Origin of the sequence: Citrobacter europaeus (genome assembly GCF_037482245.1) — a bacterium.
Classification (GTDB): Bacteria; Pseudomonadota; Gammaproteobacteria; order Enterobacterales; family Enterobacteriaceae; genus Citrobacter; species Citrobacter europaeus.
On the sequence record NZ_CP148084.1, the window covers coordinates 4,292,718 to 4,304,853 of the forward strand.

The window sequence follows — 12,136 nt, forward strand, 5'->3', positions numbered from 1 at the left end:
CCCGTTCAAAGGGCGATTATTTTTTGTCTTTCACTTCTTCAAACTCGGCGTCGACAACGTCGTCATCTTTCGCGTTGTTTGCAGAAGCATCAGCGCCTGCTGCGCCAGCCTGCTGCTGTGCGTGCTGCTGCTGAGCGATTTCCATCAGTTTCTGGGAAACCTGTGCCAGCGCCTGCATTTTCGCTTCGATATCTGCTTTGTCTTCGCCTTTCAGAGAAGTTTCCAGCGCGGACAGTGCAGACTCAATGGCAGTTTTGTCATCAGCCGGCAGTTGGTCGCCTGCTTCTTCAACCTGCTTACGAGTGCTGTGCAGCAGATGGTCACCCTGGTTACGGGTCTGAACCAGCTCTTCAAACTTACGGTCAGATTCTGCGTTCGCTTCTGCTTCGCGAACCATTTTCTGAATTTCTTCTTCGTTCAGACCAGAAGAAGCCTTGATGGTGATCTTCTGCTCTTTACCGCTGTTTTTGTCTTTCGCGGAAACGTGCAGGATACCGTCGGCATCGATGTCAAAAGTCACTTCGATCTGCGGCATACCGCGCGGAGCCGGGCTGATACCATCCAGGTTAAATTGACCCAGATCTTTGTTATCAGCGGCACGTTTACGTTCACCCTGCAGCACGTGGATGGTTACCGCAGACTGGTTGTCTTCAGCGGTAGAGAACACCTGGCTGTGCTTGGTCGGGATAGTGGTGTTTTTCGCGATCAGTGGAGTCATTACGCCACCCATGGTTTCGATACCCAGAGACAGCGGGGTAACGTCCAGCAGCAGCACGTCTTTCACATCACCGGTCAATACACCACCCTGAACGGCAGCACCGATTGCCACTGCTTCGTCCGGGTTAACGTCTTTACGCGGCTCTTTACCGAAGAATTCAGCAACTTTCTTCTGTACCATCGGCATACGAGTCTGACCACCGACCAGGATAACGTCCTGAACGTCGGAAACAGACAGACCAGCGTCCTGCAGAGCGACTTTCAGCGGCTCGATAGAACGGTTAACCAGGTCTTCAACCAGGCTTTCCAGTTTCGCACGGGTCACTTTGATGTTCATGTGTTTCGGACCGGTCGCGTCTGCAGTGATGTACGGCAGGTTCACGTCGGTCTGCTGAGCGGAAGACAGTTCGATCTTCGCTTTCTCAGCGGCTTCTTTCAGACGCTGCATCGCCAGCGGGTCGTTACGCAGGTCGATACCCTGATCTTTCTTAAATTCGTCAACCAGGTAGTTGATCATACGGCTGTCGAAGTCTTCACCGCCCAGGTGGGTATCACCGTTGGTTGCCAGAACTTCGAAGGTTTTTTCGCCGTCAACTTCGTCGATTTCGATAATAGAGATATCGAAAGTACCACCACCGAGGTCATAAACCGCGATAGTACGGTTGCCGACTTCTTTATCCAGACCGTAAGCCAGCGCGGCTGCGGTCGGTTCGTTGATGATACGTTTTACTTCCAGACCTGCGATACGACCGGCGTCTTTGGTTGCCTGACGCTGAGCATCGTTAAAGTATGCAGGTACGGTGATAACCGCTTCAGTTACCGGTTCACCCAGGTAATCTTCAGCCGTTTTCTTCATTTTTTTCAGCACTTCAGCAGAAATCTGCGGCGGTGCCATTTTCTGACCTTTTACGTCAATCCATGCATCACCGTTGTCAGCACCGATGATTTTGTACGGCATGATGGCTTCATCACGCTGTACTTCTTCGTCCTGGAAGCGGCGGCCAATCAGGCGTTTAATCGCAAACAGGGTGTTTTGCGGGTTTGTCACTGCCTGACGTTTAGCCGGCTGACCAACCAGAGTTTCACCATCCTGGGTATAAGCAATGATAGAAGGCGTGGTGCGATCGCCCTCGGCGTTCTCCAGCACACGTGCAGTAGTGCCATCCATAATCGCTACACAAGAGTTGGTAGTACCCAGGTCGATACCAATAATTTTACCCATCTAAACGTCTCCACTAAAAATTCGGTCATCATGTGGTTGTGAATCTGTAATAAGGGCGAAACGTGCGGTTTCAACTACCCTGAATCGTTTTTTTTCAGACTCACCACTGCGGTTGTCTACAAGATGGGGTCGTAACCCACTTCATCAAGGGGGGAATGAAAATTTTTTTTAGCCTTGTGGCAATAAAATCACAGAAAAAAGGCTAAAAGATAAAAAATGAATAGTTTCCAACCAGAATTAATTCACACCAGCAATTAAATAAATAAAGCCATTCACATAAAAATTGTAATAAAAAGAAAAGATTACGAGCATGAATCATTTTTCCGACGGCGGTAAGATGCTCTGAAGTCACGCACTTTTGCAGCCGTCAAAGAGAAATCCCATGAAATCCTCGTTAACCCTTTCCGCCAGCCTGTTTATGGGCCTGCTGCTGAGCAGCGCCGCGCACGCTAACGATCATAAAGTTTTGGGTATGATTGCCATGCCCCGTAACGAAACCAACGATCTGACCCTAAAACTTCCCGTTTGTCGCGTGGTGAAACGCATTCAACTCACGGCCGATCATGGTGATTTACAGCTCAGTGGCGCATCTGTTTATTTCAAGGCTGCCCGCATGTCCAGCCAAAGTCTGAATGTGCCTTCCTCCATCAAAGAAGGGCAAACGACCAACTGGATCAACATTAATAGTGACAACGACAATAAGCGCTGCGTCAAAAAAATCACCTTCTCCGGCCATACGGTGAACTCCTCTGATATGGCGACGCTGAAAATCATCGGCGACGACTAATTCCGCACACTTTTATTCAGAAGCCATAGAAAACATGAATGTCACGTATTTGAATGACGACGACCTCGACTTTCTTCAGCATTGTAGTGAGGAGCAACTCGCCAATATTACCCGCCTGCTCACGCATAATGAAAAAGGGAAAGCCCGTCTGTCGAGCGTACTAAACCACAACGATTTATTTAAATCGATGGAAGGACACCCGGAACAACATCGCCGCAACTGGCAGCTGATTGCCGGCGAGCTTCAGCATTATGGCGGCGACAGCATTGCCAATAAACTCCGCGGCCATGGAAAACTGTATCGGGCGATTTTGCTGGATGTTTCGAAGCGTCTGAAGCTGAAAACCGACAAAGAGATGTCCACATTCGAAATTGAACAATATCTGCTGGAACACTTTTTACGTAATGCCTGGCAAAAAATGGATACGGAACACAAGCGGACTTTTTTACAGGCCGTTGATGCAAAAGTCTCTGAACTGGAAGAACTTTTGCCACTATTAATGAAGGACCGTCATCTGGCGACAGGTGTATCTCACCTGCTCTCCAGCCAGCTTAGCAAGATCCTAAGAACACACGCCGCCGTCAGCGTCATCGGACACGGATTACTGCGTGGAGCCGGACTTGGCGGCCCGGTCGGCGCCGCATTAAACGGAGTTAAAGCGGTGAGCGGCAGCGCCTATCGCGTGACGATTCCGGCGGTACTTCAAATCGCCTGCCTGCGCAGAATGATCGCCCACGCGCAAGCGTGATGCCCATCACAGGGAAAATAATTCATTTTCCCTTCGTTAGATCATAGACAGTGCCCTCTCCCCTGATTATCATGCCGCGCCCCGAAGACTGCGATCGTTATTCGGGGAAACTATTTCACCATTCAATCAATGATGATTTTGAGGAATTATGGGCAACACTAAGTTGGCTAATCCGGCACCGCTGGGCCTGATGGGCTTTGGCATGACCACCATTCTGCTTAACCTGCACAACGCGGGTTTCTTCGCCTTTGACGTTATTATTCTGGCGATGGGCATTTTCTACGGCGGTATCGCGCAAATTTTTGCCGGTCTGCTGGAATATAAAAAAGGCAACACCTTCGGTTTAACCGCCTTTACCTCCTACGGTTCGTTCTGGCTGACGCTGGTTGCGATCCTGATCATGCCGAAAATGGGCCTGGCGGATGCAACCAATGGTCAGTTCCTGGGCGTGTATCTGGGTCTGTGGGGCGTGTTCACACTGTTCATGTTCTTCGGCACGCTGAAAGCGGCTCGTGCGTTGCAGTTTGTCTTCCTGAGCCTGACGGTGCTGTTCGCGCTGCTGGCTGTTGGCAACATTGCTGGTAACGAAGCGATCATTCACGTTGCTGGCTGGGTTGGCTTAGTGTGTGGCGCAAGCGCCATTTACCTGGCGATGGGTGAAGTGCTGAACGAACAGTTTGGCCGTACCATCCTGCCGATTGGTGAAGCGCACTAATCTGACGTTATCCCCCCTGACGGGGGGATATTCCTTACAAGCGCTGTAACTCTGCCTGCACGTTCGAATCGCGATGATAAATATCCTGTCGCAGCCAAATTCCCAGACCTAACCCCACCAGCGATAGCGCCAGCACATACCAGGCCGGAGCCATTGGCGACACGCGCATTAACATCGTCACGGCGATTGGCGTCAGACCACCAAAAATGGCGTACGACACGTTGTAAGAGAAGGATATTCCGGTAAAGCGGACTTCCGCCGGAAACGCTCGAACCATGACATAAGGCACAGCCCCCACCACGCCAACGCACAACCCCACCAGCCCATACAACAGGAACAAGTGCTGAGGATGGCTGCCGGTCAGGTGATAGAAAAACCAGCTTGAACAGGCCAACAGCAGGCTGCCGACAACAAAGGTTTTGCTGGCGCCGACCCTGTCGACAATAAACCCGGCCAGCAGACAACCCACGCACAGCATAATAGTCGCGACACTGTTGGCTTGTAACGTCAACGCCGGCGCAAAGCCATACTGTTTCTGCAACCACACTGGCGACATCAGGATCACCACCACAATCCCGGCCGACAACAGCCAGGTCAGCAGCATGGAAATGACCACCGCTTTTTTATGTTTGCTCACCACCGACTTCACCGGTAGCTCTTGCGCCAGCGCTTTACGTTGCTGCATTTCGAGGAATATAGGCGTCTCCTGCAGCCAGCGGCGCAGGTACATTGCCACCAGCCCAAATACGCCCCCCAGCAGGAATGGAATACGCCAGCCGTAGTCATGCACCGCCTGCTGCGTCAGGCTGGTGTTCACCAGCGTCGCAACTACCGACCCCAGCAGAATTCCCACCGTCAGCCCGGCGGTTAGTGTGCCACAGGCAATACCGATGCGGCGCTCCGGTACGTGCTCGGCCACGAACACCCACGCGCCCGGCACTTCTCCGCCGATGGCAGCGCCTTGCAAAATGCGCATCAGCAGTAACAGCAGCGGCGCGAGGATCCCCATTGAGGCGTAAGTAGGCAATAGCCCAATCGCCAGCGTTGGTATCGCCATCAGCAAAATGCTCAGGGTAAACATTTTCTTGCGCCCGACCAGATCGCCAAAGTGCGCCATGATAATGCCACCCAGCGGACGCGCCAGATATCCGGCCGCAAAAATGCCGAAGGTTTGCACCTGGCGTAGCCATTCAGGGATGTCTGCCGGAAAGAAGAGTTCGCCAACAACAGCGGCAAAGAAGACGAAGATAATGAAATCATAAAACTCAAGCGCACCGCCGAGGGCAGCAAGCGTAAGGGTTTTATAATCCTGGCGATTCAGCGGTCGAGTGTGTTGTGACATAGCAAACCATGAGTCAGTGGAGTAATTGAATCTGTCTGTCGATATATGTAAAGCAAAAATTACTATATCGTAAACAATTCAATACTCCACTGTCATTGGCACTTATGTCACGATCGCGCTACTTTCAGGGGTTTGTATCGCGAATTGCGCTTTTAGGGCGAAAAGATGCTACAACAGCCGGTGCGGTTTCCACATACGGCCCATCCAACAACTGTATACAATACGGTACACTTGCAAAAATACCCGGTACGATAACTTTACCGTCGGCATCTTTCACACCTTCCAGCGTTTCTTTGATCGACTTCGGCTGTCCAGGCAGATTCAGGATCAGCGCCTGCTTGCGAATCACGCCAACCTGGCGGGAGAGAATAGCCGTTGGCACAAAATGCAGGCTTATCTGGCGCATCTGCTCGCCAAAGCCCGGCATCTGGCGGTCGGCTACGGCCAGCGTGGCATCAGGCGTCACGTCGCGACGGGCCGGACCCGTTCCGCCGGTAGTCAGTACCAGATGACAGCTCATTTCATCCACCAGCTCGCATAAGGTCTGTTCGATGATCGCCTGTTCATCCGGGATCAACCGCGTTTGCAGCTCAAAAGGGGTGGTAAGGGCAGACGCCAGCCACTCTTCAAGGGCTGGGATACCTTTATCCTGGTAAACGCCGCTGGAAGCACGGTCAGAAATGGAAACCAGGCCAATGCGTAAAGTATTCATGATTATTCCGTTTAAACAGTCTCGTTAAACAGAATGATACACTGCGAAGGGAAGGACAGACAGGTTTCAGAAGAGGTAGCGTGACCCATATCAGGGCCACGCGCTAATGATTACAGCAGATCGCCGATCATTTTTTCCAGTTTACCCTGGTCTACAGCAAACTTACGGATACCGTCCGCCAGTTTGTCTACAGCCATCGGATCCTGGTTGTGCTGCCACAGGAACTCAGCTTCAGTGATGCGTGCAGGGCGCGCTTTCACTTCGCCGGAGAAGGACAGTTTACGTTCGATAGCGCCTTCGCTTTCCGCCAGCTCTTTCAGCAGTGCCGGTGCAATCGTCAGACGATCGCAGCCTGCCAGCTCAATGATTTCGCCAATGTTACGGAAGCTCGCACCCATCACCACAGTTTCGTAACCGTGTTGTTTGTAGTACTCGTAGATTTCCGTTACGGAAACCACACCCGGATCTTCTGCCGGCGCATACTCTTTTTTGTCGGTGTTGGCTTTGTACCAGTCAAGAATACGGCCAACGAACGGAGAAATCAGGTATACGCCAGCTTCTGCACATGCACGCGCCTGCGCGAAGGAGAACAGCAGAGTCAGGTTACAGTTGATGCCTTCTTTTTCCAACTGCTCAGCGGCACGGATGCCCTGCCAGGTTGAAGCCAGTTTGATCAGAATGCGATCGTTGCTGATACCAGCATCGTTGTACATTTTGATCAGGCGTTTTGCTTTTGCGATAGACGCGTCGGTGTCGTAGGACAGACGAGCGTCAACTTCAGTGGAGATACGACCCGGGACCAGTTTCAGGATCTCCAGACCGATATTTACTGCCAGTTTGTCGGTCGCGTCGACGACCTGCTGCGCACGGTCGTTGCTCTGCTGCTTAGCCCAGGCTACAGCGTCATCAATCAGCTTGCGGTATTCCGGGATCTGCGCTGCGTTAAGAATGAGAGAAGGGTTAGTTGTGGCATCCTGAGGCTGATACAGCTTCATTGCCGCGATGTCTCCGGTGTCGGCCACTACTGTGGTGAACTGACGAAGGGAGGTCAATTTGTCCGTCATGATAGCGATTCTCTTTAAACAGCTTGTTAGGGGGATGTAACCGATCTTCCCTGATGATAGCACGACGCACTCTCAGCGCAACCGCCTGGATTGTCCGACCAGCCGCTCAGCCCTGATTACGCATCTCAAAGCCCGAGATGCGCAATTAAGGATATAACGATTGTTATGATAAACTCCCGCAATCAATCACCTTTCAAGGTATATACTGGTCGATTATTGGTAGCGCTTACACGGAAATCCTCGCGCTAACCGGCATCAACAAGAGGGATGTTAATGCCTGATTTTTTCTCATTTATTAATGAAATACTCTGGGGATCGGTGATGATCTACCTCCTGCTTGGCGCAGGATGTTGGTTCACCTGGCGTACAGGGTTCGTTCAGTTTCGCTACATTCGCCAGTTTGGCAAAAGTCTTAAAAATAGCATCAGCCCGCAGCCGGGCGGTTTAACTTCCTTTCAGGCTTTATGCACCAGTCTTGCCGCACGAATCGGTAGCGGCAATCTGGCAGGCGTGGCGTTGGCGATTGCCGCCGGCGGCGCGGGAGCCGTTTTCTGGATGTGGGTTTCGGCGGTTATTGGCATGGCAACGTCATTTGCCGAGTGCTCGCTTGCCCAACTGTACAAAGAACGCGACAGCAAGGGACAGTTTCGCGGCGGTCCTGCGTGGTATATGGCGCGTGGGCTGGGCATGCGCTGGATGGGCGTGCTTTTTGCCATCTTTTTACTCATTGCCTACGGGCTGATTTTTAACAGCGTTCAGGCAAATTCGGTCTCTCGTGCGCTAACCTTTGCGTTTGATATCCCTCCCCTCTTCTCCGGTATCACCCTGGCAATCGTGTCATTGCTGGCAATCGTCGGCGGCATTAAAGGCGTTGCCCGCCTGATGCAATGGTTCGTTCCGATGATGGCTCTGCTGTGGGTCGGTTGCAGTATCATCATCTGCCTTTGGCATTTCGGGCAGCTTCCCGGCATTATCATGACCATTATAAAAAGCGCTTTCGGCTGGCAGGAGGCCGCGGCCGGTGCCGCCGGGTATACGCTAAGCCAGGCCATTGCCAGCGGCTTTCAACGCGGTATGTTTTCTAATGAGGCCGGGATGGGATCAACCCCGAATGCCGCCGCCTCGGCAGCGTCGTGGCCCCCGCATCCGGCGGCACAAGGCATTGTGCAAATGATCGGAGTATTAGTTGATACGCTGATTCTCTGTACCGCCAGCGCGATGATCGTTCTGTTGGCAGGTAATGGCACCAGCTATGTGCCAATGGAAGGCATCCAACTGCTTCAGAAAGCGATGGTAACACTCACGGGGGAATGGGGAGCCGGATTTGTGGCTTTCATTGTGATTCTGTTTGCCTTTAGCTCTATCGTCGCCAACTACATCTACGCGGAAAATAACCTCGTTTTCCTGAAGATGGACAACATGCGCGTCATCTGGCTATTACGGATCGCCACCGTTAGCACCGTGGTCGGCGGAACGTTAATCAGTGTCCCGCTGGTCTGGCAATTGGCCGACATCATTATGGCCTGTATGGCCATCACTAACCTGACGGCGATTTTGCTGCTTTCTCCAGTTGTACATACCATCGCCAGCGACTATCTGCGCCAGCGTAAACTCGGGGTGCGCCCGCAATTCGATCCGCGCCGTTATCCTGATATCAGACAACAGCTTGCGCCCGAAAGCTGGGATGAAACGCCGCGCGAATAGCGCGGCAATCGCAACCATCGATCAATTCAGTCGTTTTTTTTGCTAAAGTCGCAGTAAATTTCCTGCAAGGACTGGATATGCTGATTCTGATTTCACCTGCAAAAACGCTCGACTACCAAAGTCCGCTGGCAACGACACGTCATACGTTGCCCGAACTGCTGGATCACTCCCAGCAGCTGATTCACGTGGCGCGCCAGCTCTCTGCCCCGCAGATTGGCAAGCTGATGGGGATTAGCGACAAGCTGGCGGATCTGAATGCCACGCGTTTCCATGACTGGCAGCCTGACTTCACGCCGGAAAACGCGCGCCAGGCCATTCTGGCGTTTAAAGGCGACGTGTATACCGGGCTGCAGGCTGAAACCTTCAGTGAGGCGGATTTCGACTTCGCTCAGCAGCATTTACGCATGTTGTCCGGGCTTTACGGTGTTTTGCGTCCGCTGGATTTGATGCAGCCTTACCGTCTGGAAATGGGCATTCGTCTGGCCAATGCGAAGGGTAAAGATCTCTACCAGTTCTGGGGAGATATCATCACCGATAAACTTAATGAAGCACTTGAAGCGCAAGGCGACAGCGTGGTGATTAACCTCGCCTCGGATGAGTATTTTAAATCCGTGAAGCCGAAAAAGCTCAACGCAGAGCTTATCAAACCGGTCTTCCTTGATGAGAAGAACGGCAAGTTCAAAGTCATCAGCTTCTATGCCAAAAAAGCGCGCGGCCTGATGAGTCGCTACATTATTGAGAATCGCTTAACGCAGCCAGAACAACTGACCGCTTTTAACAGCGAAGGTTATTTCTTTGATGAAGAAGCGTCAGGGAATGGCGAACTGGTGTTTAAACGCCACGAGCAGTAGCGTACATGCCGGATAGCGGGGCCCGCTAAGCAAAGCGCCAGCGGGCACCACCGTTAACCGCGAGTCATCATCAGCTTACGCAGCGCAGCAAAATCAGCAGGCAGGTGATGAGAAAGCAGCGGCAGGTCCGCGCGTTCCGCCAGCTCTTTTGGCAGAGCCAGCTTCAGGTCAAGAATCTCTTCAACGCTTTCTTTAAACTTCGCCGGATGCGCAGTACCGAGGAACAGGCCGTACTCGCCAGGGTTCAACTGGTCGCGCAGCGCACGGTACGCCACCGCCGCATGCGGTTCTGAGGTGTACCCCATCTCATGCAGCTCACGCATCGTATCCTGCGTCGTAGCATCGTCAACGGCGGCATAACCCAGCTCATTCAGGCGCCAGATTTTACGGCGGAACAGTTCTTCCACGCGCGGCCAGTTGTTCGGCTGGCTGACATCCATCGCATTCGACAACGTCGCCTGAGTCGCTTTCGGCGCCCACTCACCTTGTGCAAGGAAACGCGGAACCGTATCGTTGACGTTGGTCGCCGCAATAAAACGTTTCACCGGCAAGCCCAGCGATTTCGCCAACAGCCCGGCGGTTAAATCGCCAAAGTTACCGCTGGGAACGGAGATTACCAGTTGATTACGCGCCTCTTGCGGCAGTTGGGCCACGGCCTCAAAGTAATAACAGATTTGCGCCAGCAGACGGCTGATGTTGATCGAGTTAGCCGAGTTCAGCCCCAGAGCCGTCTTCAGTTCTTCGTCATCAAACGCCTGTTTCACCAGCGCCTGGCAGGCATCAAAATCGCCATCAATTGCTACGGTTTCAATATTGCCGCCCAGCGTACAGAACAGTTTTTCCTGTAATGGGCTGATCTTGCCGTTCGGGTAGAGGATTACCACGCGCACATTTTTCAGGCCATAAAAGGCATGTGCAACCGCCGCCCCAGTGTCTCCGGAGGTCGCCGTCAGAATGGTGACCGGTTTGTCGCCGCTGATATGCGTCAGCATCTGCGCCATAAAGCGACCGCCAAAGTCTTTAAATGCAAGCGTTGGGCCGTGGAACAGTTCCAGACAGCCGACATCCGCAGCAACCTGGGCCACCGGCGCCGGGAAGGCAAACGCCGCGCGCACGCGCTGTTCCAGGATCTCCTGAGGGATCTCATCCCCGATAAATGCGGAAAGGATCTTCGCGCTGCGGCTAACGAAATCCAGGTCCAGCATCTCATCAACTTCTGTCAGATTGAATTCCGGCAAATCGTGCGGAAAAAACAATCCCTGATTCTTGCCAAGTCCTTGCGTGACGGCCTGCGCAAAGCTGACCTGTTCGTTGTGATCTTTCAGATTATACAGTTTCATTGATTATCCCAGTACCCGTGCGCCCGCCGTGTCCAGCCGGCAAATATGAACAAAGCCTTCCTGATTTTGCAGATAATTTTTCCCCAGCCAATCTGCTACGCGCTGCGCTGTATCCGGTTTGTCGCACAAGGCAAACAGCGTCGGCCCCGACCCGGAGATACCGCTGGCCAGCGCGCCGATTTCCGCTACCGCCTGACGCGCCTGACTAAAGCCTGGCAGCAAGCGGGTACGATACGGCTCAGCAATGACATCTTTCATCAGCTTCGCAGCAAGCCCAGGCTGACGGGAATAGCAGGCATGAATAAATCCAGCCAGATGTCGCCCGTGGGCGATACAGTCCTGACGGCGATACTGCGCAGGTAAAATCGCCCGTGCTTCTGCCGTTGACACTTTAATCCCCGGATACGCCAGTACCCACAGCCACTCATCAAAGCCTGGCACCTGCTGGCTGATAATGCCGTTTTCTTCGATCATTAACTGCATGCCGCCCAAAAAGCACGGTGCGACGTTATCGTAATGAATACTGCCGGAGATACGCCCTTCCAGCTCGCCCATTATCGCTAACAAGCGCGTATCGTTGAGCGGCTTACCGCAGTGTTCGTTCATAGCGACTAACGCCGCCACGACGGAACAGGCGCTGGAGCCTAACCCGGAGCCAATTGGCATATTTTTTTCCAGCGTCATTGCCACCGGAACGCTTTTACCTAGCTCCTGACAGAATCGCTCCCAGCACTGGTAGACAATATTTTCTCGCGGCTCAGGCGGCAGTTTGTTGGCAAAGCGCCCGAGGTTGTTAAGGCTGAAATGGTCGGCCGCTTCAACGGACACCACATCTCCCAACAGCGAACCGTCCACCGGGGTTACCGCCGCGCCGAGCACATCAAACCCGACGCTCATATTGGCACTGGAAGCCGGGGCATAAACTCTCACCATG

11 protein-coding genes are annotated in these 12,136 nt (G+C 52.9%); 5 read left to right on the forward strand and 6 right to left on the reverse strand.

Features of this window, described 5'->3' with window-relative positions; genetic code table 11:
- Positions 1-16 precede the first annotated feature (16 nt).
- Complete coding sequence (gene dnaK / locus WHR59_RS20095; RefSeq protein WP_047406333.1) at positions 17-1,939, reverse strand: molecular chaperone DnaK; 1,923 nt, start codon at positions 1,937-1,939, stop codon at positions 17-19.
- Between the two features lie 382 nt (positions 1,940-2,321).
- Here dnaK and WHR59_RS20100 point away from each other — a divergent pair, with 382 nt between their 5' ends.
- The 3 genes from WHR59_RS20100 (at position 2,322) to satP (ending at position 4,189) form a co-directional block, all read left to right on the forward strand.
- On the forward strand, positions 2,322-2,726 hold the full coding sequence (locus tag WHR59_RS20100) for a DUF2541 family protein (protein WP_043018362.1): 405 nt from the start codon (positions 2,322-2,324) through the stop codon (positions 2,724-2,726).
- A gap of 34 nt (positions 2,727-2,760) precedes the next feature.
- Positions 2,761-3,474, forward strand: a complete 714-nt coding sequence (gene msyB / locus WHR59_RS20105) for an acidic protein MsyB (RefSeq protein ID WP_075145234.1) — start codon at positions 2,761-2,763, stop codon at positions 3,472-3,474.
- 148 nt (positions 3,475-3,622) lie between these two features.
- Positions 3,623-4,189 (forward strand): acetate uptake transporter, encoded by a 567-nt coding sequence (satP, locus tag WHR59_RS20110; protein WP_006686623.1) that lies wholly within the window; start codon positions 3,623-3,625, stop codon positions 4,187-4,189.
- Positions 4,190-4,223: 34 nt separating this feature from the next.
- Here satP and WHR59_RS20115 read toward each other — a convergent pair whose 3' ends face one another.
- From WHR59_RS20115 to tal, 3 genes are all read right to left on the reverse strand, one after another.
- A complete protein-coding gene (locus WHR59_RS20115; protein ID WP_338843399.1) occupies positions 4,224-5,531 on the reverse strand; it encodes an MFS transporter in 1,308 nt (435 codons plus the stop codon).
- A 124-nt stretch (positions 5,532-5,655) separates the two neighbouring features.
- Positions 5,656-6,243: a molybdopterin adenylyltransferase gene (gene mog, locus WHR59_RS20120; protein ID WP_043018359.1), complete on the reverse strand. Its 588-nt coding sequence runs from the start codon at positions 6,241-6,243 to the stop codon at positions 5,656-5,658.
- Between the two features lie 110 nt (positions 6,244-6,353).
- The gene (tal, locus tag WHR59_RS20125; RefSeq protein ID WP_016151631.1) at positions 6,354-7,307 is read right to left on the reverse strand and encodes a transaldolase; all 954 of its coding nucleotides are present in this window, start codon (positions 7,305-7,307) and stop codon (positions 6,354-6,356) included.
- 273 nt (positions 7,308-7,580) lie between these two features.
- Between tal and WHR59_RS20130 the strand changes: the two genes are divergently transcribed.
- Together WHR59_RS20130 and yaaA are read left to right on the forward strand one after the other, a co-directional pair.
- Positions 7,581-9,011: an alanine/glycine:cation symporter family protein gene (locus WHR59_RS20130; RefSeq protein WP_043018358.1), complete on the forward strand. Its 1,431-nt coding sequence runs from the start codon at positions 7,581-7,583 to the stop codon at positions 9,009-9,011.
- Positions 9,012-9,088: 77 nt separating this feature from the next.
- Positions 9,089-9,862 (forward strand): peroxide stress protein YaaA, encoded by a 774-nt coding sequence (gene yaaA / locus WHR59_RS20135; protein ID WP_043018357.1) that lies wholly within the window; start codon positions 9,089-9,091, stop codon positions 9,860-9,862.
- Positions 9,863-9,915: 53 nt separating this feature from the next.
- Here the strand turns inward: yaaA and thrC are convergent, their stop codons facing one another.
- The gene (gene thrC, locus WHR59_RS20140) at positions 9,916-11,202 is read right to left on the reverse strand and encodes a threonine synthase (RefSeq protein WP_043018356.1); all 1,287 of its coding nucleotides are present in this window, start codon (positions 11,200-11,202) and stop codon (positions 9,916-9,918) included.
- A gap of 3 nt (positions 11,203-11,205) precedes the next feature.
- Positions 11,206-12,135, reverse strand: a complete 930-nt coding sequence (gene thrB, locus WHR59_RS20145) for a homoserine kinase (protein ID WP_016155645.1) — start codon at positions 12,133-12,135, stop codon at positions 11,206-11,208.
- Between the last annotated feature and the right edge of the window lies 1 nt (position 12,136).

Bases quoted from the DNA above. Each gene is read 5' to 3' on its own strand.
- dnaK (WP_047406333.1), bottom strand. From the start codon at position 1,939: ATGGGTAAAATTATTGGTATCGACCTGGGTACTACCAACTCTTGTGTA.
- WHR59_RS20100 (WP_043018362.1), top strand. From the start codon at position 2,322: ATGAAATCCTCGTTAACCCTTTCCGCCAGCCTGTTTATGGGCCTGCTG.
- msyB (WP_075145234.1), top strand. From the start codon at position 2,761: ATGAATGTCACGTATTTGAATGACGACGACCTCGACTTTCTTCAGCAT.
- satP (WP_006686623.1), top strand. From the start codon at position 3,623: ATGGGCAACACTAAGTTGGCTAATCCGGCACCGCTGGGCCTGATGGGC.
- WHR59_RS20115 (WP_338843399.1), bottom strand. From the start codon at position 5,531: ATGTCACAACACACTCGACCGCTGAATCGCCAGGATTATAAAACCCTT.
- mog (WP_043018359.1), bottom strand. From the start codon at position 6,243: ATGAATACTTTACGCATTGGCCTGGTTTCCATTTCTGACCGTGCTTCC.
- tal (WP_016151631.1), bottom strand. From the start codon at position 7,307: ATGACGGACAAATTGACCTCCCTTCGTCAGTTCACCACAGTAGTGGCC.
- WHR59_RS20130 (WP_043018358.1), top strand. From the start codon at position 7,581: ATGCCTGATTTTTTCTCATTTATTAATGAAATACTCTGGGGATCGGTG.
- yaaA (WP_043018357.1), top strand. From the start codon at position 9,089: ATGCTGATTCTGATTTCACCTGCAAAAACGCTCGACTACCAAAGTCCG.
- thrC (WP_043018356.1), bottom strand. From the start codon at position 11,202: ATGAAACTGTATAATCTGAAAGATCACAACGAACAGGTCAGCTTTGCG.
- thrB (WP_016155645.1), bottom strand. From the start codon at position 12,135: ATGGTGAGAGTTTATGCCCCGGCTTCCAGTGCCAATATGAGCGTCGGG.